The sequence below is a fragment of the Paenibacillus sp. FSL P2-0136 genome, from assembly GCF_037975325.1.
GTDB classification, from domain to species: domain Bacteria; phylum Bacillota; class Bacilli; order Paenibacillales; family Paenibacillaceae; genus Paenibacillus_AQ; species Paenibacillus_AQ silagei.
This window is the reverse complement of sequence record NZ_CP150244.1, coordinates 2,054,359-2,077,095: the sequence shown is the minus strand read 5'-3', so window position 1 is coordinate 2,077,095 and position 22,737 is coordinate 2,054,359. Positions and strand designations below refer to the sequence as shown.

The 22,737-nt window shown below is 54.0% G+C and carries 15 protein-coding genes and 1 riboswitch; of the genes, 4 read left to right on the top strand and 11 right to left on the bottom strand.

Going from position 1 to position 22,737, the window contains the following annotated elements; all coding sequences use genetic code 11:
- Positions 1-107: 107 nt before the first annotated feature.
- On the bottom strand, positions 108-1,901 hold the full coding sequence (locus NYE26_RS08595) for an ATP-binding protein (protein WP_339255133.1): 1,794 nt from the start codon (positions 1,899-1,901) through the stop codon (positions 108-110).
- Positions 1,902-2,993: 1,092 nt separating this feature from the next.
- Between NYE26_RS08595 and NYE26_RS08590 the strand changes: the two genes are divergently transcribed.
- On the top strand, positions 2,994-4,187 hold the full coding sequence (locus NYE26_RS08590) for an IS256 family transposase (protein ID WP_339249823.1): 1,194 nt from the start codon (positions 2,994-2,996) through the stop codon (positions 4,185-4,187).
- Positions 4,188-4,484: 297 nt separating this feature from the next.
- On the opposite strand, the gene NYE26_RS08585 is transcribed toward NYE26_RS08590, so the two are convergent.
- Together NYE26_RS08585 and NYE26_RS08580 are read right to left on the bottom strand one after the other, a co-directional pair.
- A complete protein-coding gene (locus tag NYE26_RS08585) occupies positions 4,485-8,393 on the bottom strand; it encodes a carbohydrate binding domain-containing protein (RefSeq protein WP_339255132.1) in 3,909 nt (1,302 codons plus the stop codon).
- An 86-nt stretch (positions 8,394-8,479) separates the two neighbouring features.
- Complete coding sequence (locus tag NYE26_RS08580) at positions 8,480-11,473, bottom strand: carbohydrate binding domain-containing protein (RefSeq protein ID WP_339255131.1); 2,994 nt, start codon at positions 11,471-11,473, stop codon at positions 8,480-8,482.
- A 322-nt stretch (positions 11,474-11,795) separates the two neighbouring features.
- On the opposite strand from NYE26_RS08580, the gene NYE26_RS08575 reads away from it, so the two are divergent.
- Positions 11,796-12,746: a hypothetical protein gene (locus NYE26_RS08575; protein WP_339257404.1), complete on the top strand. Its 951-nt coding sequence runs from the start codon at positions 11,796-11,798 to the stop codon at positions 12,744-12,746.
- Positions 12,747-12,812: 66 nt separating this feature from the next.
- Here the strand turns inward: NYE26_RS08575 and NYE26_RS08570 are convergent, their stop codons facing one another.
- On the bottom strand, positions 12,813-14,516 hold the full coding sequence (locus NYE26_RS08570) for a fumarate hydratase (protein WP_209873009.1): 1,704 nt from the start codon (positions 14,514-14,516) through the stop codon (positions 12,813-12,815).
- 104 nt (positions 14,517-14,620) lie between these two features.
- On the opposite strand from NYE26_RS08570, the gene yfbR reads away from it, so the two are divergent.
- Positions 14,621-15,265, top strand: a complete 645-nt coding sequence (gene yfbR, locus NYE26_RS08565; RefSeq protein ID WP_155991445.1) for a 5'-deoxynucleotidase — start codon at positions 14,621-14,623, stop codon at positions 15,263-15,265.
- Positions 15,266-15,623: 358 nt separating this feature from the next.
- Here yfbR and thiH read toward each other — a convergent pair whose 3' ends face one another.
- The 6 genes from thiH to NYE26_RS08535 form a co-directional block, all read right to left on the bottom strand.
- The gene (gene thiH, locus NYE26_RS08560) at positions 15,624-16,796 is read right to left on the bottom strand and encodes a 2-iminoacetate synthase ThiH (RefSeq protein ID WP_339255130.1); all 1,173 of its coding nucleotides are present in this window, start codon (positions 16,794-16,796) and stop codon (positions 15,624-15,626) included.
- 28 nt (positions 16,797-16,824) lie between these two features.
- Positions 16,825-17,589, bottom strand: coding sequence for a thiazole synthase (locus NYE26_RS08555; RefSeq protein ID WP_209872516.1), 765 nt, complete (start codon positions 17,587-17,589; stop codon positions 16,825-16,827).
- Positions 17,590-17,619: 30 nt separating this feature from the next.
- Positions 17,620-17,823 carry a sulfur carrier protein ThiS gene (gene thiS / locus NYE26_RS08550; RefSeq protein ID WP_036725578.1) on the bottom strand — a complete coding sequence of 68 codons (204 nt, stop codon included), beginning with the start codon at positions 17,821-17,823 and terminating at the stop codon, positions 17,620-17,622.
- A complete protein-coding gene (locus NYE26_RS08545; protein WP_339255129.1) occupies positions 17,820-18,500 on the bottom strand; it encodes a thiamine phosphate synthase in 681 nt (226 codons plus the stop codon). The genes thiS and NYE26_RS08545 overlap by 4 nt, the downstream gene beginning before the upstream one ends.
- A gap of 118 nt (positions 18,501-18,618) precedes the next feature.
- A riboswitch (TPP riboswitch) is annotated at positions 18,619-18,721 on the bottom strand.
- A 55-nt stretch (positions 18,722-18,776) separates the two neighbouring features.
- On the bottom strand, positions 18,777-19,313 hold the full coding sequence (locus NYE26_RS08540) for a hypothetical protein (protein ID WP_339255128.1): 537 nt from the start codon (positions 19,311-19,313) through the stop codon (positions 18,777-18,779).
- Positions 19,314-19,494: 181 nt separating this feature from the next.
- Entirely contained in the window at positions 19,495-20,367 is an 873-nt protein-coding gene (locus NYE26_RS08535; protein WP_209872520.1) for an SDR family oxidoreductase, read from the bottom strand.
- 304 nt (positions 20,368-20,671) lie between these two features.
- Here NYE26_RS08535 and NYE26_RS08530 point away from each other — a divergent pair, with 304 nt between their 5' ends.
- Positions 20,672-21,199, top strand: a complete 528-nt coding sequence (locus tag NYE26_RS08530; RefSeq protein WP_339255127.1) for a GNAT family protein — start codon at positions 20,672-20,674, stop codon at positions 21,197-21,199.
- A gap of 182 nt (positions 21,200-21,381) precedes the next feature.
- Here NYE26_RS08530 and NYE26_RS08525 read toward each other — a convergent pair whose 3' ends face one another.
- Complete coding sequence (locus NYE26_RS08525) at positions 21,382-22,632, bottom strand: S-layer homology domain-containing protein (protein WP_339255126.1); 1,251 nt, start codon at positions 22,630-22,632, stop codon at positions 21,382-21,384.
- Between the last annotated feature and the right edge of the window lie 105 nt (positions 22,633-22,737).

Genomic DNA, 22,737 nt, shown 5'->3' with positions numbered 1-22,737 from the left:
GGTTATTAATTTTACAAAACTGCACACATGCACATCATAGCACCACAATGTTAACTTGGTGTAAAATCATAAATTTATTCTCTATTGATCCGTTATGATCCGCAGGGTTATAGATTCTCTTCCTGCAGCAGCGGCAGTTCAAGGATGAACGAGCTGCCGATGCCCAGATCGCTCTCAACGTTAATTGACCCGCGGTGCAGCTCAACCAGATGCTTCACGATGGATAGACCGAGGCCGGTTCCGCCGGAGCTTCTGGAGCGGGCTTTGTCCACCCGGTAAAAGCGTTCAAAGATCCGGGGCAGATCCTTGCGCGGAATCCCCATCCCCGTATCACTGACTGTAAAGCGTACGCTCTCGGTGCCATCCTTCTTCTGGATGCTCACTGCGGTGACTCTGACATTCCCCCCGTCCTGGGTGTAGTTGATCGCATTGGAGAGCAGATTCATGAAGATCTGGCGAAGCTTGTCTTCATCTCCCTCAATGAATAGCTCCGCAGGCACATCCGAGCTAAGTGTAATCTTCTTCTTCTCCGCTACCTTGCTGAGCGTCTCCAGCACGGAGTCGAAGAATTCGATTAGATGAACCGGGGAGCATTCCAGCTGAACGCGTTTGGATTCGATTTTGGACAGCTCCAGGATGTCGCCGATCAGGCGGTTCAGACGTTCATTCTCATCGTAAATAATCTGCAGGAACGAACGCGCCGTCTTCTCATCCGTAACCCCCCCGCCCAGGAGGGTCTCGGCGAAGCCTTTTACCGCAGCGACAGGGGTCTTAAGCTCATGGGAGACATTAGCGACGAATTCGCTGCGCATTTTCTCAAGTCTGCGGATCTCTGTAACCTCCTGAAGCAGGAACAGCATGCCCCGGGAGCAGCCATCCTGAATCATCGGCACCCCATCCAGACGCACAATCCGCTCCACGGGATTATAGATGCTGCGCTCCTCGTGAATAGGTTCACCCGCGGACACTCCATCATCAATCAGCCGGGTAAGCTCATAATGATGCTTAATCTCCTTATAGGAATGTCCAGTCATCTCGCTGTGCTTCACATCGAGCAGCCGTTCGGCGGCCCGGTTGAGCAGGGCAATCTCCCCTTCAGCATTGATCATCACGATGCCGCCGGTCATATTGTCGAGTACGCTCTGCAGCAGGTCCTCATTGTCGCGGATAGTCTTCAGCTGGGCCTGGAGACTGTCGGCCATCGCGTTGATGGCTGTAGCCAGCTGGCCGATCTCATCCTTGCGCTTCATGGGCACCCGGGCATCGTAATCGAGATCAGTAATCCGCCGCGCCACTCTGGTGATCTGCTCCAGCGGTGAGGTCATACTGGAAGCCACCTTGTAGCTCACCAAGGTTGCGGCAATGAACAGCAGCACCAGCCCCCCTGCCATGATCATCCACGCCCGGTTCAGTCCTTCGGATACGGTATCGAGCCCCATCGACAACCGGATATAGCCGTCAAAGCCCTGATCGGAGGACACAGAACCCGCCACATACATCATTTCACGGTCTAATGTATCGCTGTAACGGATCGCCCGGCCAATCCCTTCCTTCGCGGCCAGCAGCTCCTCTTCGCGGGTAGAGTGGTTGTCCATCTCACGCGGATTCTTCTCCGAATCCCCAATGACCCGGCCTTGCTTCGTAATGAAGGTGACACGTGATCCGGTCAGTTCAGAGATCTTCTGGGCCTGATCGGTATAGTAGTTCAGGGCATCCGGGCTGCTGGTATCCATGAATGAGAAGGTGCCGGAGAGCAGCTTTATTTCCCGGGACATGTTCTCTTCCAGCACGGAAATATGCGAATCCTTGAACAGCTGAGCCATGGTGATTCCGGCCCCGGTCATTGATATTCCTATCAGTGCCATAAGTATGATGGTAAGTCGAATGCGGAATGGTTTCATCTGCGGCGGTCCTCTTCCCTCGTGTTTATGTCCATGAGAACACTCTACCTGCATTTTCGGCAAAATACCAGTTCCGGCGGCGATTATCAACGGGGTGTAAAATGTGCGGGGGCGAGGGAGGAGCGCTGTCTAAGATCCAAGAGCCTGGGCCGAGGATGGAGCGTTGTTTGAGATCCAAGAGCCTGGGCCGAGGATGGAGCGCTGTCTGAGATCCAAGAGCCTGGGGCGAGGGTGGAGCGCTGTCTGAGATCCAAGAGCCTGGGCCGAGGATGGAGCGCTGTCTGAGATCCAAGAGCCTGGGCCGAGGGAGGAGCGATGTCTGAGATCCAAGAGCCTGGGCCGAGGATGGAGCGCTGTGGGATCTATAATGGACGCTCCGCAAACGGACTGTTGTTCCGATCGCTGTTGTCTCCAGATTTTATTTATTCCCCTAAACGGTAAAAATCCGGACACAAAGGCGAACGCTGCCGCTTCTCCACAATCAGTCCGCCCGCTGCGCTGTTTAAGTGGTGGAAGTTACAGGGGAATCCTGTAAACCTCAGACCCTCGCACACATCCAGCACGCTCACCCTGCGCCTACATATTGTATTTGTTTTTCCGTATACATTTAGCTCCACGCACCTCGCACGTGCACATTGTGTTCGGTTTAATACGAAAATAAAAGTCGGGATGCGACTGATGCACCCGACTTATTTTCATTCCTGGGGGTGACAAGGCCTCTTTCTTGTCATGCCTGTTTTTCGCATACAGTCGCCCTGCATACCTCGAACGTGTCCTCGCACGCGTGTATTGTATTCGGTTTTCCGCATACATTCGGCCCGCACACCTCGCCACTGCCCATTATGTTCGGTTTTTCGCCTACATTTGGCCCGCATACCTCGCACATGCGCATTGTGTTCGGTTTTTCACACACATTTAGTCTGCATACCTTGCACGTGCGCATTATGTTCGGTTTTCCGATTACATTTGGCACGTGCACTCCCAACCTTGATGGCGTAAAGTAAGTTGTGTACCAAGATTTGGAGCCTAGTCAGGCACCAAAAAAGTAGGGTATCCTCGGGATTGCGAAACCACCAAGGAGGAACCCTACCAATGAATATTTTACCCGAAAGTTCGCTGAATAATCTATTTGAAAAACTTGTTAAAGATTTTGTGAAAGACAACATGGAACGCCTGTTGCGCGCCGAAATCCAGGGGTTTATGGAGAGTGAAGAAGCCGGCGCCAGCAATAGTCGCAATGGCTACTATACGCGAGACTTACACACGAAATACGGCCATATCGAGGATCTTCAGGTGCCCCGGGACCGCCAAAGCCTTTTCCAGACGCAGTTGTTTGAGCCGTACCAGCGGCGGGACGGATGGTTAGAAGAGGCCGTCATCCAAATGTATAAATCGGGCATGGGTACGCGGGATGTGGCCCGGTTCATTGAAAGTATGTTTGGCAGCCACTACTCCCCCACCACGGTCAGCAATATTACGGCTACGGTGCTAGACGATATCCACCAGTGGCAGAAACGGCCACTGAGCAAACGGTACTCCGTCATCTATTTAGATGGGCTGTACGTGAAGCTGAAACGGGGCACGGTTCGTGGTGAAGTGGTCTACTTTGCGATGGGAATTGACGAGGAGGGCCAGCGTCAAATTCTCGGGTTCTACGTGGGTGGCCAAGAGAGTTCGAATGGCTGGCGGGAGGTACTCAAAGACCTGTACGACCGCGGAGCGCAGGAAGTCCTGCTGGGTGTGTTTGACGGGCTACCGGGACTGGATGCGGCGTTTAAAGAGACCTATCCTCAGGCGGATGTACAGCATTGCGTAGTGCACAAAGTGCGGGCCACGTTTCATAAAATTCGGGTGGAGCACAAAACCGATGTCATGGAGGCGTTGAAAACCGTATATACGGCACCGGATGAAGTGGTCGCCCGGGCTAACTTTGATACGGTCAAAGCGAAGTGGAACAAGCTGTATCCGAAGGAAATGAGGTCCTGGGAGGAACAGTTATCCACACTCCTGACGTTCTACAACTATCCGCTGTCGATCCGTAAAGCGATCTACACGTCGAACCCCATCGAGCGGATGAACAAGGAAATCCGCAAGCGTCTGAAACCGATGAACAGTCTGACAAACATGGATGCCGCAGAGAAAATCGTGTACCTGGAGATGCTGGAATACAATGAACGTCATGCAGGGCGGGTCGCCCAAGGCTTTGGAGTGGATGCCGTTAAAAAGAAGCTAAAAGAGCTATTCGAAACACGCTACCCCTCTTTGCCCACACCGGAAGAGGCGTAACAGAGAAATCCAGTTTCTGGGAGTCGGGGTTCCCCCTCCCCCCAGAAACACTACATCCCAACCCGTAACCCGGGGGAGGCACTTCTACTCTTTTACACAAACTTCTTGACGCTACCCCAACCTTCGCATTGTGATCGGTTTTCCGATTACATTTGGCACGTGCACTCCCAACCTGCGCATTGTGATCGGTTTTTCGATTACATTTGGCACGCACACCTCTCCAACCAGAAAACGCCCTTCCTAATTGGCATACTACACCACTTAGTAAGGGCGGCCCCGTTTTGTTACTTACAAGCGCTACTGATCCTTCCAGCGCTGCACGGTCAGTGTGACCGTCTGCGACCCGCCTGACGTCGTGAGCGTCCGGTTCGCAATATCTGCACCGCTGGATGCGGTCTCTACCGTGCCCCAGCTTCCGCGCGTCAGCTTATACGTCACGGCGCTGCCTGCCGGAAGGCTCAAGGTGACGGAATAGACGCCGTCACTGCCACGGGTCAGCAGGTAGGCCGGATCTGCCGCATTCCAGCTATTGAATGAACCCGTCAGATAGACCGGAGCATTCGCCGGAGTGGACCCGGGAACGCTGACCCGGAAGGTTACGCTATCCGCCTGCGGTTCGCTGGTAATCAGGTGGCCTCCCGTCAGACTGGAGCTGCCGGTACCAAAATGATAGTTATTCCCGCCATTGTTATCCCAGGTCCCGCTGCCATTATTGAAAGCTGCGGTCAATCCGGTGGCAGTGCCGAGTGGAATGGTAATGGACTTATAGCCGCTGAAGGTTGAGGCCTGCATCTGCACACCTGGTGAAGTAGTCCAGGTTGTCACTCCATCCAGCTTGTAATGAATGTATGAGTTACTGAATGCCGTATTCTTGTAATAGATCGTCGCGGTGTTGCCCGCCGGAGTGGCGGTTGGCACAGGGGTCGGTGTTGGTGCTATGGTTGGTGTTGCGCTCGGTGCTACCGTTGGTGCTACAGTCGGTGTGGCGGTCGGCGATACAGTTGGTGTAGCTGTTGGCGTTGCAATAGGCGTTGCACTTGGTTTAACTGTCGGTGCCACCGTTGGCGTTGCCGTTGGTGTTGGAGTAGGCGCCATGGTCGGTGTTGCGGTCGGTGTTACAACAGGTGTTGCACTTGGCTTAACTGTCGCTGTTGGTGCTACGGTTGGTGTAGCTGTCGGAGCTACAGTGGGCGTAACTGTCGGCGTAACGGTTGGCGCAGCGGGACCACCCGACTGAATATTGCCTGTAGGCGTGTAGGTCCAGGTACCGGTGCCGAACAGATAATTGCTGCCGCCGTTACTGTCCCAGGTGCCGCTGCCGTTGTTGAAGCAGGCTTCGAGCTGGGTGGCTGCGCCGATATTAATGGTGATTTTGTGATAGCCTGCCACTTGCGCCGCCGGAATCGCTACGCCAGGGGCTGTCGTCCAGGTCCCCCCAGCCGGGCGGTAATGGATGTACGGAGTCGAATAACCCTGCTTATAATAGAGCGTTACATTATTGCCCGCCGGTGTGGTTGCAGTTGCTGCCGCACTGAAGCCGGAGAGATTGCCGGAGGCATCATAGGCTTTAACTCTGTATTCATATGCTGTACTGGCTGACAAGCCGCTGTCTGTATATGAGGTGGAAGTTGTTGTTCCGATTCGGACGCCATTGCGGTAGATCTCATAGCCGGTGACACGGACGTTATCCGTAGCAGCATTCCAGGTCAGCCCGATAGAAGAAGCATTAATTACCGTGGCCTGAAAATTGCCTGGAACAGCCGGAGCTTCAGTATCCGGGACAGCGGGCACATCTGTGATGAACGGATGCGTTCCTTCAATCGAACCTTGCATGCTCTCCTTATATTTGCCGTTCTCCAGCTTATATTTGCCGGCGCCGACATAGACCTGCTGGATATCGCTTTTGGTCACATTGCCTTTAGCATCCTTGGCTTCAATATAGTAGTCTAACAGCTGATCCCGGTAATCGGAGATGTAGGAGAAATACAGGTTCCCGATATCCGTGGCCGCAACCTTCTGCATAATCGTCTTGCTGCTCGGCTGCCAGTCGACACCGTTAATATCGGCGCTCAGGTCACGGACATTCATCGGGTATTCTGTCCACGCACCAACCTTGGCGGGATCAATATCAGGTACTCCTGCTGCGGCCAGACCTGCGGGATCATATACTTTGAACGAATTATCTGCTGCGTCTGCCGTCTTATCGCGGTGTGCCCGGACCTTTACCTTGATCTCGCTGATTCCGCTGGTGTCGAAGGCATACGTATAGATGGCAAAAGCATTATTGTAATGCTGCAGGGTCCAGCCCTCTGCCTTACTGACATTGGCGCTGCCCGGATTGTACGGGTAGCGCTGGGGCCACCAGACGGAGGGGCCGGTTTTGTCTTTGGCCAGCTTTTGCGACACATAGGGCTTCGAGAAATACAGCGATTGATTGAAGGACAACGCCGGCTTCACACTGTCATCCACATTCTCATCGTAATAGCCGAAGCCCGAGTCCATCGCAGGCAGCAGGAAATACCAGGCCAGCTCAGCGGGATTGGCACCTCCGGCGTAATCATTCGCAGCATTGCCCTTCACAGGATAAGAGAGCATCCACGGATTCAATTGGTTGCCTTCGTAGGTCACTTCCCGGTCCAGCGGGTTCGCCGGCTTCCAGTAATTCGGATGCTCCTCCAGCCAGATCTGCTCGGCGGTCTTGGCATAGTTCAGGGAAGCTTGTAATAACGCGAAATTACGCTCCAGATAATGATAGCCCTTCTCGAAGGATACCGTCATGCCTTCCTCGGCACCCGCCAGATTCTTCTTCGGGGCGTAAGCAGTCCCGTTCACCTGATTGAAGGCCGCGAACTGGCCTTTCCAGATCCCAAACGGCAGATGCCAGTGGTACCAGGTTGGATCGGAGGACGAATCCCGGGTATCGATCCAGGAGCCGTCCTGCACATGGACCACATCGGAAGCGGCCGGTGTATTGCTGCGCAGATACTCATCGATCCCCATTCCGGTCACACCGCTGCTGGCATAGGTGACACTCCCGGCATTGCGCCAGGTCTCCTCGGAGCCGGCCCGGCCCGAAGAATTATCCCCGTCATGGGCCACGACAAAAATCTGCTTCTGCGCAACCAGATTCTCATACGGCTTTAGCACATCTGCTTTTACCTGGCCGAGATACCCCTCTTCCCAAGACTGCGCCTGGGCGACAGGCACACCAACCACTCTCGATTCAACCCCGGTTGCCGGGTCCACATAACGGACCCAATGGGCCGTTGAGGCAAAAGGATATTTATTGTGAACCACCTGCTGTTCATTGAACATCGGTTCACTCACCCAGGCCCCGGCCGTGCTTACATTCTGCAGATCGCTGCGGTTGGGCGGTGAGATCATCGTATCTGTGCCTGGACTGTCCAGCAGCGGATAATCCTTAAGTGTGCGGGAGAAATGGTTGTTGCCGATCACGGACCACTGGATGCCAAGCTTGTTCAGCACCGGGATGATCCGCTCTGAGAACCCCAGCTCTGTCGGAAAAAATCCCTTCGATGACTTATAGCTGCTGCCCAGGAAATAAGGCTGAGCCATCGTAGCTCCATGATAGATCATATCCTTGAGCAAATAATCGTTTCCGACCAGAGGTCCCATAGAATGGTGTCCGGAGAAATGAATCAGGTCGAGCATGTTGTCGCCGCCTGTGGTCCGAAGCTGATTCACAGCGTTCTTCCAAGGGGTTCCCCAGGCCGGATTGTTGTATCCGCTTACATTTGCTTGTTGAATAATACTGTTCACATTGTTCACTACTGACCCCGACATGGTGACATGCATCTGTGCCTGGGGATGATTGCTGTGCAGCGTGTTCGCCACACTCCAGGGCCAGGTTAAATACGCGCCTGTCTTGGCGTGATGGGAATAATAAGACACCAGATCATCGTGGGGCATGGGAGATCCATTCGGCAGATAATAGGGATATCCCACGGGCGGATTCTGCTTCAGCTGGATGACTTCACCATCGTAGGTATAACGGATCGGGCTGCCTACAGGCGTGGAATTATAAGTGTTCAGGTCATAGTAAGCCCAGAAATTCGGCATATGATTATGATAGACATGCGTAGCGGCAATATCTGCCGAGACAGGGGACACTAATGCCGGAACGGCTAGAAGCCCGCCCAGGAGCAGGGCTGTAATTTTGCGCAGGTACCTGGATTGCTTGGTCATTGGTCAACTCCTTCTGATCGGGTTCATTCTTCTTCGTCAAAAAAAACGGGGGCGGCGGATATCCATCCTTCACCCCCTCAAGCTGCTTACTGATCCTTCCAGCGCTGCACACTTAGCGTCACTGTCTGTGCTCCGCCTGCCGGCGTAAGCGAACGGTTCGCAATATCTGTACCGTTGGACGCGGTCTCTACCGTGGCCCAGCTTCCGCGTGTCAGTTTATACGTCACGGCGCTGCCTGCCGGAAGGCTCAAGGTGATGGAATAGATGCCATCACTGCCACGGGTCAGCAGGTAGGCCGGATCTGCCGCATTCCAGCTGTTGAACGAACCCGTCAGATAGACCGGAGCATTCGCTGGAGTCGAGCCCGGAACGCTCACCCGGAAGGTGACGCTGTCCGCCTGCGGTTCCCCGGAGGTCAAGCTTCCCCCAACCAGACTGGAGCTGCCGGTACCAAAATGATAGTTATTCCCGCCATTGTTATCCCAGGTGCCGCTGCCGTTATTGAAGGCTGCGGTTAGTCCTGTGGCAGTGCCGAGCGGAATGGTAATGGACTTGTAGCCGCTGAAGGTTGAGGCCTGCATAGGCACTCCCGGTGAAGTCGTCCAGGTGGTTGCCCCGTCCAGCTTGTAATGGATATACGAATTGCTGAAGGCCGTATTCTTGTAATAGATCGTCGCCGTGTTGCCTGCCGGAGTAGCGGTTGGCACAGGTGTCGCCGTTGGCGCTACAGTCGGTGTAGGTGTTGCGGTCGGCGCTACAGTTGGTGTCGCTGTTGGTGCTACGGTTGGTGTCGCTGTAGGTGCTACCGTCGGTGTCGCGGTCGGTGTCGCGGTCGGCGTAGCCGTTGGCGTCACTGGACCACCTGCCTGGATATTGCCTGTAGGCGTATAGGTCCAAGTGCCTGTGCCGAACAGGTAATTGCTGCCGCCGTTGCTGTCCCAAGTGCCGCTGCCGTTATTGAAGCAGGCTTCGAGCTGGGTGGCTGCGCCAATGTTAATCGTGATTTTGTTATAGCCTGCTACTTCGGCGGCTGGAATGGCTACCCCCGGAGATGTCGTCCAAGTCCCGCCCACCGGGCGGTAATGAATATATGGATTGGTGTAACCCTGCTTGTAGTAGATCGTCACACTGTTACCGGCAGGGGTAACGATCAGCGCGGCTGCGCTGAAGGCCGACAGATTCATGGCGGCGTCATACGCTTTTACCGTATAAGAATAATTAGTGCTGCCTACAAGTCCGTTATCTGTAAAAGAGGTCGTTGCCGAAGTCCCGATCTTCACCCCGTTGCGGTAAATCTCGTAGCCGGTAACCCCGACATTATCAGTGGAAGCTGACCAGGATACCAGCGCGCTGGAGGCATTCTGTACAGTTGCTGTTACATTCCCCGGAACACTTGGTGCCTGCGTATCGGTTACCGGCTGGGTTTTGGAGTAGATTTTGGCCGAATTGGCGCCCAGGGTAACTGTAATTTGCTTACCAGTGACACCGCCTGCCTGCACGGTCACAGTATCAGATGGGTTCAACTGGTTCACCAGAACCGTACCTGCGGTAAGCGTGCTTTCGGCGCGCAGCGGCAGCGTCACTGTCTGTGATCCCCCAGACGCATTACTGAATGCGGAGATCACTTCCTGGCCGACATTCGTGCCGGTGTCAATCCGCCGGGAGAAGGCGTACAGATTCTGTGCGGACCACATTTCGCGCTGGGTGCCGGTGCGCAGGGCCGGGTTGTTTTTACGGATCTCGTTCAGCTTGGCTACATGCTTGAAGGTACTGGCATTCTCATTGAAATAATTCTCCAGTACATTGCCGTTTGCATCCCGCTTCACCATCGACCAGCGGTTCCACGTATCCGCGATTCCGCCCGTCATAATCTGCCCGTTGCCGTTGCCCTTGTTCTGCTCGGTTCCCTGGAAGACCACAGGCGTTCCGCGCACGGTGAAGATAAAGGACAAAGCATTCTGCAGCTTCTCTACACTGCCCCCGGCCTCGGTCAGGAAGCGGTTGCGGTCATGATTGTCGATGAAGGTTACCATATGGTTAGCGTTGCCGCCGTAGTAGGAATCTTGAGCCAGGGTGCCTTTAATATTTGCGTCAAAAGACTGCCCGTACGCGAAGCTGTTCAGCACGGAGAAGAACAACGGGAAGTCGAGCATCCCCCACTCCTTATTGGTACCGACCCAGCGGGAGACGAATTCGGCATTGCCGTCGAAATTCTCCCCAAAAGTATTCACGCCCAGTAAATTCTGCAGCTCGCCGATATCGGTCGGCTTCATCAGCTTGGCCGCATCGACCCGGGCGCCGTCTGCCCCCGTATAATCAAACCAGCCCTTAATTGAGCTGAAGATGGCCTGCTTGGCGGCAGGAACATCGAAGTCGATATCATCCAGACCGCCCAGATCATGATTCTCCAGATAATCCTGGGCCCACTGATCGTAGCGTCCATCGGCAAGCGACCAGTTAATGTCACCGTTATGGTGATACCAGGCCGGATTATTGAACGGGGCCGCAGGCTGCAATGTCGGGATATCATAATACGCCTGTGTGCCCAGCATATAATCGCCGATGTGATTAGGCACGACATCAATGATCACCTTAATCCCGAGCGCATGTGCGGAGTCTACAAGTTCTTTCAGCTTTTCTTTGGTGCCGAAGTAAGGGTTGGCCTTGTTGGGGTCCTTGACATTGTATCCGTGGTAGGCAGTGTTCTTGCCGGTACCGTTGTTCTCACGGTTAGTCATCTGGGGCTCGGCTACCGGTGAGATCCAGATCGCGGTATAGCCCATATTGTGAATATACGGGAGCTTGTCAATGACCCCCTGCCAGTCCCCGCCCTTCATATACCGGAAGTCCTCCTCGGAGTTCTCCCCGTAGCGGATAGCCGCGCCTGTTGCATTATTGGAAGAATCCCCGTCATGGAAGCGGTCAACCATAATCTGATAAATCGTGTCATTCTCGGTTACGGTGCCAATACTGGCTGCTTCCACCTTGGCTGGCGGCAGGACAAACAGATTCATCATGATCGACAATACAATGGATGTGATTAGAACGGGAACAAGTAGGCGTGTACGTTTACTTTTCATTCCTCATCTCCCTCTCATGTAAACCGAATGCAATACACTTTCAGTAACGAATAAGCTGCCGTCAATAACTCCAATCTTTTTAACATAGGGAAACCGGTTTCCCCACTAAAAATTAACATGTCCATGTATGCGCTGTCAAGACATATAATTTATAACTTCCACAAGCCGCATCCTATAGGGGCTGCCGACTCTGCAAAACATGAAAAAAATATTATTCGGCACAGTTGAATAACTGCAGGTGCTTTTCAGGAAGCGGTTGCCTCCAAAAAATATAATGTTAGACTGATAAATAAAAATGCTGCAATATAAGGGGAGCGATATTATAATGAGCCCATCCATTCTGCGGGACGGATTACGAATCATCTCTTCATGTAAAAAAGACACAGGGGATATCTGGCAGGCTCACTTTGGTGCTGCCGCTATTGGCAGTTATTTTTTTATTAAAACGAATAATCCGGCACCAGAGCTTGCCCGACTTGTAGCTTTGCAGACCGAAGCGATGATCCAAAGGAAAATTGGGGAGAACGGCATACAACATCGTACCGGCTGTGACGAGCAGCTGGCTGTAACTGCCATACTTGAGGCCCTCGATGCAACGATTGATGAGTTACACTGGGTCGGTCATAATGTGATTTACAGCGCATCGTGTCTGCTCTCCATCCACGAACTTAAAGGCTGGGGAAGTACGGAGGATCTTGCAGGAATAACCGATCTTATCCGCTCGTTTGAGCGGACAATTCCGGGGCGGTCATGGATTGGCTTCTCTGCTTCCGAGGTGAAGAGGATGGAGGTTACAGACGAGGACGGCTTTCCGGTCATCTCGACGCCCGGCGAGCTTTCTTCGCTTGTGCTGGAAGAATTAGCTCATTTCCCTGTCATTTACCGGGCAGAAGCACATCATGATCTGATCGGTCATATGCTGACTTTCTCCCACGCGCTAAACATCCTATATGACCTTGGCCATGTCTCCTTTTTCCAAAGAGGGTTACCGCCTTTAATGAAATTGATTACAGTTCTGCGCCACAGCCGTAACCTTGTACCTGGAGAACCCATCAAGCTGGTTTCACCTGTCGATCATTTGCCCCTGAAGCCGGCTGAGCGTGCGGACGTATTGCCGACCGACATTAAGTTTTGGCAAAAGGACTATAGCGGGCAGGATTGGGATTATGGTCACGTGTTTAAATTCACCCATAGCTTCTATGACCATTTGCAGCGTGTAGAGCACAAGAAAGAGTCGTATATTGAAAAATTCCGGTATACGCTAATTCAATAAAACAGCGTCAGTCTATGGACATTACGCTCGTCCATGGCTGACGCTGTTTCTTTGTTTGAAGTCCTGTTACTTAAACACCGGCTCGCGGAACTGGGCCAGCTTGGCGGCGGAATCCTTTTCGACATCCGCATGGAGGCTGTTGCCGTGCGCATCCATGGTCACGATCGCTGCGAAGCCGTCCACCTGCAGATGCCACATCGCTTCAGGAATACCGAATTCCATGAAGTCTACGGCGTTGACCTTCTTGATACATTCTGCGTAATACTGCGCCGCACCGCCGATTGCATTGAGGTAGACCGCGCCGTGCTCCCCTAAGGCCTTGAGGGTCTTGGGTCCCATACCGCCTTTGCCGATTACAGCGCGGATGCCGAACTTCTTAATAATATCGCCCTGATACGGCTCCTCGCGGATACTGGTCGTCGGGCCAGCCGCCTTCACATGCCAGCCTTCATCATCCTTCAGCATGACCGGGCCACAGTGATAGATGACGGCACCGTTCAGATCGACAGGGGTGTCATGATCCATGAGGTATTTGTGCAGGGCATCGCGGCCGGTGTGCATCTCGCCGGAGAGGATCACCACATCGCCGACACGCAGGCTGCGGATATCCTCCTCGCTGATCGGTGTGGTCAGACGGATCTCGCGCGAGCCGCCTGAGCCAGCGGAAGCTGCCGCAGCCGGTTCAGATCCTGCCCCATTCCCTGAAACGGCTGCATCCGAAGCTGCTTCACCCGTCCCGGATACAATAGCCGGTGCCGCAGGAATCGTAGCATCCTCTGGCACCACGCCGGAAGTTGTCCGTTCTGCCGCAGCTACACCCACAGGTTCAGCAACCGGCTGCGGTGCAGCTTCCCCCTCAACAGATATCCCGGTGCCGCTCTCATACAGCCAATCCTGAATGTCACCAGTAGCCGGATGAACCAGAATGCCCTGGCGGCGGAAGGCCCAGCAGTTATAGGCTACAGAGACAAAGAAGCTGGCAGGCAGCCGGTTCATTACCCCGATTTTGCAGCCCAGCAGCGTCACTTCACCGCCGAAGCCCATCGTGCCGATTCCGAGCTTGTTGGCATTCTCCATAATGTAATTCTCCAGCTTGCCCAAATCTTCATTAGGATTCACATCCTCAACCTTGCGGAACAGCTGCTTCTTCGCCAGCTCATAGCCCGTGGTACGGTCGCCGCCGATGCCTACACCAATGAATCCTGCGCTACAGCCTTGGCCCTGCGCCTGGTATACGGAATGCAGGATGCACTTGCGGATACCGTCGAGGTCGCGTCCGGCTTTGCCGAGTCCCTCCAGCTCTGCCGGAAGGCTGTACTGGATGTTCTTATTCTCGCAGCCGCCGCCCTTCAGAATCAGCCGTACGTCAATGCTCTCTTCCTCCCACTGCTCGAAGTGAATCACCGGAGTCCCTGCCCCCAGATTATCCCCGCTGTTCTCGCCGGTTAGTGAATCCACGGAATTGGGCCGCAGCTTCCCGTTCTTCGTAGCGCGGATAATTGCGCTGTGAATATCCTTCTTCATCTCTATCTGATTCACGCCCACCGGCGTATGAATGATAAAAGTCGGCATCCCCGTATCCTGGCAGATCGGCGATATTTGCTGCTCCGCCATCCCGATATTCTGCGCTATCGTGGTTAGTGCCAGTCCGGAGCGTGTCGCCCGGTCTTCCAGCGCCCGCCCTCTGGCCACTGCCCGGCGCACATCTCCCGGCAGGTTCGTGGAGGTCTCTACAATCAAATTATAAATGCTCTCTTCAAAATGCTGCATCTTCATTCAGTCTCCTCTCCATCTGGTTCAAGCGGCCCTAACTCTGGTACAATTAGTTACTATAATAGCACATTAAGCTGCTCATGAAAGGGGTTACTTCAAAATTGAACTACCATTTCTCCGCCTATCTCTACCGGCTGCAATATATCCAGCGCTGGAGCCTCATGCGCAGCACCGCCCCGGAGAACGTGGCGCAGCATTCATTCCAGGTCGCCCTGCTGGCGCACATGCTGTGCACCATCGGCAATGCCCATTTCGGCCGCTCGCTGAACGCCGACCGCGCATCCACGATGGCGCTGTTCCACGACGCCACCGAGGTCTTCACCGGCGACATCGCTACGCCGGTGAAGCATGACAACTCGCGTCTGCTGTCCAGCTTCCGCGAGATGGAGCAGGTGGCCGCCGACCGGCTGGCGGCCATGATCCCGCCGGAGCTGAGCGCAGTCTATGCGCCGCTCCTGCAGCCGCACACCAGCCCTCCCGGCTCCGAGGATGCCGGACTGCTCCGCTACGTCAAGGCAGCGGATGTGCTGGACGCTTACCTGAAATGCGTCTGGGAGGTCGCCGCAGGCAACCGCGAATTCGCCGCTGCCAGGGAGCAGACTGCCGCGAAGCTGCATGTGCTGGAGATGCCTGAGATGGAGTATTTCCTTAAACACATGGCTCCGGGCTTCGAAATGTCGCTGGACGAGCTGTCTTCCAGTGCGAGTCAGGGACAGTCTGCCGGAGAGCCTGAATCTATAGAGTAGATAGAGTACACATTCGCATGTGTTGGCTCCTAGCGTTGGCTGATATACTTACGTGTTAACAATGCTATGCGAATGCCGCTCTTAAACGGCCCGCATTTTCTCCATCCGCACCAATTGTGTTCGGTTTTTCGCACACGTTTGGCCCACATGCAACTTATAACCCTTATACAATGCAAATAACCCGCCATGAAGCGGGTTATTTGCATATGGTCAAGTTAAGTTAGACACGGTTAGTCTAGTCAAGTTAAGTTAGGCACGATTAGTCTGGTCAAGTTAAGTTAGGCACGGTTAGTCTGGTCAGTTTAAGTTGATTCGCTTAGTCTAGTCAAGTTAAGTTCATTCGTTTATCCTGATCAGTTTAAATTACATCCGGTTTGGTCACATCAGGCTCAACCAGATTCAGCCTGCCTATCTCAAACCCAAGCGGCTCGGACAGGATATCCCAGTCCTTGAATACCGGCTGGAGTCCTTGCGAACGCAGCATCTCGGCCATCTCGTTCACGCTGCGGTTGTCCGAGATTTCAAACTGCGGCGTTCCCCCTTCCAGGGAATGTCCGCCCACTTCGGTGGATACCCCTGCGGACATCTTCGTGATGCCGAGCTGGACCAGATGATCGCGCAAGGCCGCAGGCTCGCGTGTAGACAGCGAGATGCCGGAGCGCGGCAGAAATAGGCGGTAGGCCAGAATAATCTGCACCAGCGCACGGTCGGTTACATCGCTTGCGGGATTGAATTCGCCTAAGTAAGGCCGGAACCGGGGAGTCGACAGCCCGATTTCGCATTCCGGGTACTTGTCCTGCAAATATCTCGCATGCAGCGCAGTGGCCAGCGCCTCCTGGCGCCATTCGTACATGCCAAGCAGGGCTCCGATATTCACCGAACGGAACCCGGCTTGACAGCCCCGTTCGGGAGCGTCCAGACGGTTGCGGTAGACGCGTTTGGGTCCTTTTACATGCAGCGCACGATAAGTTTCCTGATGGTAGACCTCCTGATAGAGCGTCAGACCGTCCACGCCAGCTTCTCTGAGCTCAGCATATTCTGCTGTCGAGAGCGGATTCACTTCAATGCTGACGGAGGCAAAATAGCGGCGCAGCACATTCACGCAGTCCCTCACATAACCGGCCGGACTGTCCCTGCGGGATTCTCCGGTCAGAATCAGAATGTGGCGCAGGCCTGTGGCTGCGATGGTCTCCGCTTCCCGGGCGACCTGCTCCAGCGTCAGTTTTTTGCGCGGAAAATCATAAATAGAACTGAAGCTGCAATACGTGCAGTGATTCACGCAATAATCAGCCAGGTACATCGGTGTAAACAGTTGCATCACATGGCCGAAATGCGTACGCGTTAAGCGGTGCGCCTTCTGCGCCATCTCCTCCAGATAAGGCTCCGCTGCCGGTGACAACAGTGCCATCAGCCCCTCTTCATCCACCCGCTCTGCACGAAGCGCACGCTTCACATCCTCTGCCGTATACCGGCTCCATAGCGTCCCGTAAGGAAGCTGCTCCAGCCGGGTCATCGTCTCATAAAAGCTCATAACCGTTCTCTCCTTCCTATTCCATCTGTCAGGCCAAGAACCCGGTCAACGGTGAAGAGGCTGCCGCCGTCTCTTCCACAGGCCCCAGTCCGGCGAGATAAGCCTTGCGCCCTGCGGCTACCGCGTCACGGAAGGCTTCTGCCATCAGCAGCGGATCCGAGGCGGTGGCAATCGCTGTATTAAGCAGCACCGCTGCGGCCCCCATCTCCATCGCCTCAGCCGCCTCGGACGGTCTGCCGATTCCGGCATCCACGATCACCGGCAGATTCGTCTCGGAGATCAGAATCCGGATCAGTTCCTTGGTCTGCAGTCCGCGGTTGGACCCGATCGGCGCTCCCAGCGGCATCACGGCCGCAGCCCCCGCTGCTTTCAACCGCAGGGCGGCGGACAGGTCAGGACTCATATACGGAAGCACCACGAAGCCCTCTGCTGCAAGGATCTCGGTCGCCCGGATGGTCTCGGTATTATCCGGCAGCAAATATTTCTGGTCGTTGATGACCTCAATCTTCACCCAGTTCCCCAGCCCCGCCGATCTCGCCAGCCGGGCAATCCGTACTGCTTCCTCTGCGGTGCGCGCACCGGAGGTATTAGGCAGTAAGGTCATATGGGAAGGAATATGGCTGACAATATTGTCACTGCTCTCCGGGTCCACCCGGCGCAGAGCAACGGTAATGACCTGTGAGCCTGATCGCGTAATCACCTCGGGAATGAGGGTGTTGCGGCTGTATTTTCCGGTACCAATGAACAGTCTGCTGGTTAGAGTCACTCCGCCAATCATCAATGGATCTTGCATGTTAACGCCTCCTGGGATAAGTCTTCGTGTTCAGCCTCCGCCTACAAAATGAACCAGCTCCACCCGGTCCCCCTCACTGAGCAGTGTCTCTCCGTAAACCTCTCTGCCAGCAAGCTCACCATTCAGTTCGACAATCACCAGCTTACCGGCCCACTCGGGCCGGGAGAGCAGATCCTCCAGTGTCCGGCAGCTCTCTTCGATTCTTTGCCTCTTTCCGTTAACGGTCACATTCATGCCTGTTCACCTCCTGCTGTGCCCTGTGTTTGAGCCATATCCAGCGCTTCAGCCAGCTCCGCTGCCCTGTCCCTGTGGACCGCTTCCCTGTACGCCATGGCCGCTGCCACCGGGTCCGGGGCTCCGCAGATCCCCGACATGACAGCAATGCCAGCCGCCCCTTGGGCCAGCACCGCTCCGGCATTACCCGGGGTAATCCCTCCAAGCGCAATCAGCGGGATGCGGCTCCAGCGGACAGCCTCGGCCAGTTGCGCAAGTCCCCGTGCCTGCTGCCCCGACTTGCAAGCTGTCGGGAAAACATGCCCGTAGAGGCAGAAGTCTGCTCCTTGCCTTCCAGCCTCCGCAGCCTCTTCCTGCGAGTGTACCGATCTGCCGATCCGCAGGCCCGGTGCAAGCCCGCGTGCTGCGGCTGGCGGAAGGCTATGCCAGGCCAACTGTACACCGCCTGCCCCAGCGGCCAAGGCAACATCGATCCGGTCATTTATGACCAGCTTCGAAGGCGGAACCCCGGCCTGAAGCATCTGCTGCGCCGCCGCCAGCAGTTCGCGGGCGGACATGGCTTTTTCCCGGAGATGGATATAATCCACCATGGGATGTACCGCCGCAGCCAGCTCCGCAAGCTTCTCAGGGTGGAGCCGTCCGTCTGAGATGACATGAATTTCGTGCAACACGTCCACCTTCCTCTCCTCAGCACTACGCTGATCCCTACCTCCAAACACAAAAAAGACCGCCCCCATAAGGAAGCAGTCTGGAATAGAAACAGGAATACCGGTATTAGCCGTATACCCCCGCTGCAATATTCGTTCTCCACTTCCCTACGCTGGTATAACCCAGATCAGGTTCAAAGGGTCCGAGCAGATACGCCCGTCTCAGCCTTGCGGCTCCCCTAGTGATCGTTCTATGCTATTGTTTGGCCTTGCTTTTTGTATATTAGCATATAATTCCTGTTAGAGCTATTCTTTCGTAGATTTTACTTCAATTACAAAAGCCACGGATGAACTCCCTTCTGAAAATTTACCATCCTCGGATGTCCAGAATGCTGATATGCCGTAGTAATAAACGCCTTGTTCTTTTGGAGCATTAAAAGAGCCGTTCTTCAATGGAATTTGCACTTCTTTATCATCGACAAATTGCTGAACGGTTAACCCGCCGGGTGCCGGTTTATAAGTAAAAGCAACATTGATCCCCCCCTCAGGGGCTATAGCAGTGGGAGTAACCCCCTGTACCATGGATTGTCCTCCTGCATAATCCGCACATCCTAATTTTCCCCAGCAATAGCTGCCTTGGGTAACCGGAATTTGGGTTTTCCCGGAAGTAACAAGGGGTAGCGGCGGCGATTCCTGTGTAATTCTAACCCCAATGCTTTTTGCATTTCCTTCCAATCTTGTATTTGCCACAAGTCTTCCTGCAAAAGGAGTCAAATAAATGAACACTACCAGAAAAACTAAAATCCCCGCTGCAGATAGAATGAATCCTTTTTTTCTAAGCATCCCAATCCCCTATTCATATCAAATTATCTAAATAGACGGAATTATATTGTAATAGTTACAAGCGCTGAAAAAAAGCCTACCGGCAAGCGGTTAGGCTTTTTAAAAATAGAATTTATATGTTGCACACGATTTCTGAAGATGCCGATTAAAGAATCTGCATCCAGATCTTATTCTGCACCCATTATCCGTTGACAACCTCACCGCCGTTCACATGCATCACCTGTCCGCTCACATAGGAGGAATCGTCCGAGGCCAGGTATACATACGCCGGTGCCAGCTCTTCAGGCTGCCCCGGGCGCTTCATCGGCTGGGTGCCGCCGAACTCACTGACCTTCTTCGCGTCAAAGGTTGACGGAATCAGCGGGGTCCAGATCGGTCCGGGCGCTACTGCGTTCACGCGGATGCCCTTATCGGCCAGATTCATTGACAGCGAACGAGTGAAGCTGAGAATGGCTCCTTTGGTGGACGAATAGTCCAGCAGCTGCGGGCTGCCGCGATACGCCGTGATGGAGGTCGTGTTAATGATCGTAGCGCCTTTTTTAAGATGAGGCATAGCTGCCTTCGTCAGGTAGAACATGGAGAAAATATTCGTCCGGAACGTACGCTCCAGCTGCTCCGCTGTAATGTCCTCAATATGGTCCTGCGGATGCTGCTCCGCCGCATTGTTAATCAGGATGTCAAGCTTGCCGAGTCCTTCAACGGTTTGACGTATCAAGCTCTGACAGAAGCATTCGTCCCCGATATCTCCGGCGATCAGAATACACGTTCTGCCCTCCTGCTCAACCTGGCGCTTGGTCTCTTCCGCATCCTCATGCTCGTTCAAGTAGGAGATCACCACATCCGCGCCCTCCTTGGCAAAATGAACGGCAACCGCACGCCCGATCCCGCTGTCGCCTCCGGTAATGAGCGCAGCCTTGCCCAGCAGCTTGCCTGCTGCCTTGTACGCCGGTGTCTCAAACTCCGGGAGCGGGTTCATCTCACTCTCAATTCCCGGGCGCTGATCCTGTACCTGCGGGGGCAGAGTTTTGACAGGTTGTTTGTTAGTGTCTGGCATAATCCATTCTCCTTTCGCTGTCCACAGTATTGTTGATTAATCATGTTAGCATGGCTTAAGGTCTGGTGTTTATGCATCAGGCAGTGTGCCTGCTTGACTGTACGTTATGTTACTTACCACACTTGGCAGCCGCCCAAACAGCCAATCTTCATTCAACGGTGCCTATATCGGAACGGTAGTACGGTAAGGAACGAACGTTTCCAAAAAGAATATTATCTATATCCGCTAAGGGGAATGTCCTATACTTTGTGAGGAACCACGGCAAGATCGTATCGAAATCATACTAGCAGGAGGGTATCGCACAATGAATGCAAGAATCACCTTATCTCCGGTCACCCCGGACGATATCGATTTCATCACAGATCTGGAAATGAGCGCTTCACTCTGGCCCTTCGAGGATATGATTCCAACCGACAAGGAGGCAGTCCGGAAGACTGTGGCGGAACGAATCCAGAGCGACTGGCATAGACAATTCCTGATCAGGCTAGCCACTCCCGAAGCAACCCCTGTAGGGGAACTGAGTATACATTGGTATGTAAAAGAGCGCGAGAGCTGGGAGTTGGGCTACAGCCTGTTCCCTGAATACCGGGGGCAAGGCTACGGCACCGAGGCGGCGCAGCTGGCCTTGAAGCTTGCTTTTGAAGAATGGAAGGCCCATAGAGTCGTGGCTATGTGCAATGAATACAATACCGCATCCATCAAGGTGCTGGATAGGCTAGGCATGGTCCGCGAGGGCGTATTCCGGGAAGAAATACACTGGAATGACCAGTGGGTGAACCAATACTTTTACGCGATACTGGACCGGGAGTACCTGGGGCGAAACGGGATATAGAGATAGACCGGGGAACGATGCTGTATTCTGTTTTTAGGCACGTTGCTCATTTTCATGCTGGAGCTGTGCCTTGAAAGACATGTTTGTTTTCGCATAAATCGGGTCGATATCTCTTCATAGCAGTACATCGCCCCTCATGACAAGACCTCACTCCTTGGGATAGCGGCCTTATTTCCAGAACTCTATTCATCTTCCTTCACAATTGCATCCTGAACCTTACCCGCACCCGTAACCTTCGTTGACGTATTTAGAATCGCCTGCGTCACCGTTGTCCCTTCATCCAGCTCTATCTTAACCCCTGTTGCAGTGGCAGCGGTCTTAAGCGTGCGTATGGAGCCTTTTTGCAGGTGGAGGACGGGTCCTTTGGCTTCAATGTTCACATCTCCGAAATTGCCGTTAAGCGTCACTACGATCCCGGCTGCAAGGCCGGATGGCAGATCAATATCTGTGAACCCGTCTCCGGTACCCTCCCCCTCTTCCAGATTTACACCGGACTGTACCGACAATGCCTTCACCCAGGCTGTACCTTCGGTGACCAGGCGGGCAGTTCCACTATTTTTCTGCACAATCACTTGGTTCATGGTTGTGTTCTTGAGCTGCACTGAGGGATCTCCGCTTCCCTGTATGATGACCTTGCCTAGTACTTCAACACTGTCCAAGTTCACCTCTCCGTTGCCGATTCCTTCCTCCAGGACCAGGTCTCCAAAAATCTTCAGATTCTGCAGCAGCACATCATAGCCGGATACAGTGACATTGTTATAGTATTTGACGGCTCCCGGTTCAAAGCTTCCAAGCCCCTCAGAATGGCTGATAGTTACACTCTGCAAGCCGCCGCTTGTGACATTGTAATAATCCAGCAGTGCAATTGCTTCGGCCCGGGTCATCGCCTGTTCTGGAGCAAACCGCCCGTCCGGGTACCCCTTCATTCCTCCGTCATTGATCAGTGCAGCGACATCGGCTTCACTCCAGCCTGCAATCTGATCCTTATCGCTGAACATGGATAATACCTCCGTGCTTCCCGTCTCAAAATACATCATTCTGCTCACCATAATCGCCGCCTCCTGGCGCATAACGGGATCGCCCGGACGAATCGTGCCTCCGTAACCCTTGATGATGCCCACTTCCAGCGCTTTCGAGATTTCTTCGTATGCCCAGCTTGTCTTAGGCAGATCGCTGAAATCAGCCTTCACCTTGCTCTCAGCCGTCAGCCCGGCCAACTGGTTGATTAACGCGATAAATTCCGCTCTAGTGATCGCCTGATCCGGCCGGACTGACCCGTCCGCGAATCCCTTCAGCCATCCCTTTTCCAGCCAGCGGCTCATCTGCTTCTGCGCCCAGTGTCCTTCATAATCGGCTGCCGCAGACATATGCCCGGCTGAACCCAGCAGCAAGCCCAGACCCAGCCCGACCGTTACTAATTTTCTTCCTATCATTACTGCGCTCACTCCTAAGTATGTATGTGATGCCAAATGAACCAAGCACCTAATCACAGTGTACCGGAATACATAGCCGTTGGGAACAATATCCAACCATGTGCA

Coding starts and splice junctions, on each gene's coding strand:
- NYE26_RS08595 (WP_339255133.1), bottom strand. CDS start 1,901: ATGAAACCATTCCGCATTCGACTTACCATCATACTTATGGCACTGATA.
- NYE26_RS08590 (WP_339249823.1), top strand. CDS start 2,994: ATGAATATTTTACCCGAAAGTTCGCTGAATAATCTATTTGAAAAACTT.
- NYE26_RS08585 (WP_339255132.1), bottom strand. CDS start 8,393: ATGACCAAGCAATCCAGGTACCTGCGCAAAATTACAGCCCTGCTCCTG.
- NYE26_RS08580 (WP_339255131.1), bottom strand. CDS start 11,473: ATGAAAAGTAAACGTACACGCCTACTTGTTCCCGTTCTAATCACATCC.
- NYE26_RS08570 (WP_209873009.1), bottom strand. CDS start 14,516: ATGCAGCATTTTGAAGAGAGCATTTATAATTTGATTGTAGAGACCTCC.
- thiH (WP_339255130.1), bottom strand. CDS start 16,796: ATGAGCTTTTATGAGACGATGACCCGGCTGGAGCAGCTTCCTTACGGG.
- NYE26_RS08555 (WP_209872516.1), bottom strand. CDS start 17,589: ATGCAAGATCCATTGATGATTGGCGGAGTGACTCTAACCAGCAGACTG.
- thiS (WP_036725578.1), bottom strand. CDS start 17,823: ATGAATGTGACCGTTAACGGAAAGAGGCAAAGAATCGAAGAGAGCTGC.
- NYE26_RS08540 (WP_339255128.1), bottom strand. CDS start 19,313: ATGCTTAGAAAAAAAGGATTCATTCTATCTGCAGCGGGGATTTTAGTT.
- NYE26_RS08535 (WP_209872520.1), bottom strand. CDS start 20,367: ATGCCAGACACTAACAAACAACCTGTCAAAACTCTGCCCCCGCAGGTA.
- NYE26_RS08530 (WP_339255127.1), top strand. CDS start 20,672: ATGAATGCAAGAATCACCTTATCTCCGGTCACCCCGGACGATATCGAT.
- NYE26_RS08525 (WP_339255126.1), bottom strand. CDS start 22,632: ATGATAGGAAGAAAATTAGTAACGGTCGGGCTGGGTCTGGGCTTGCTG.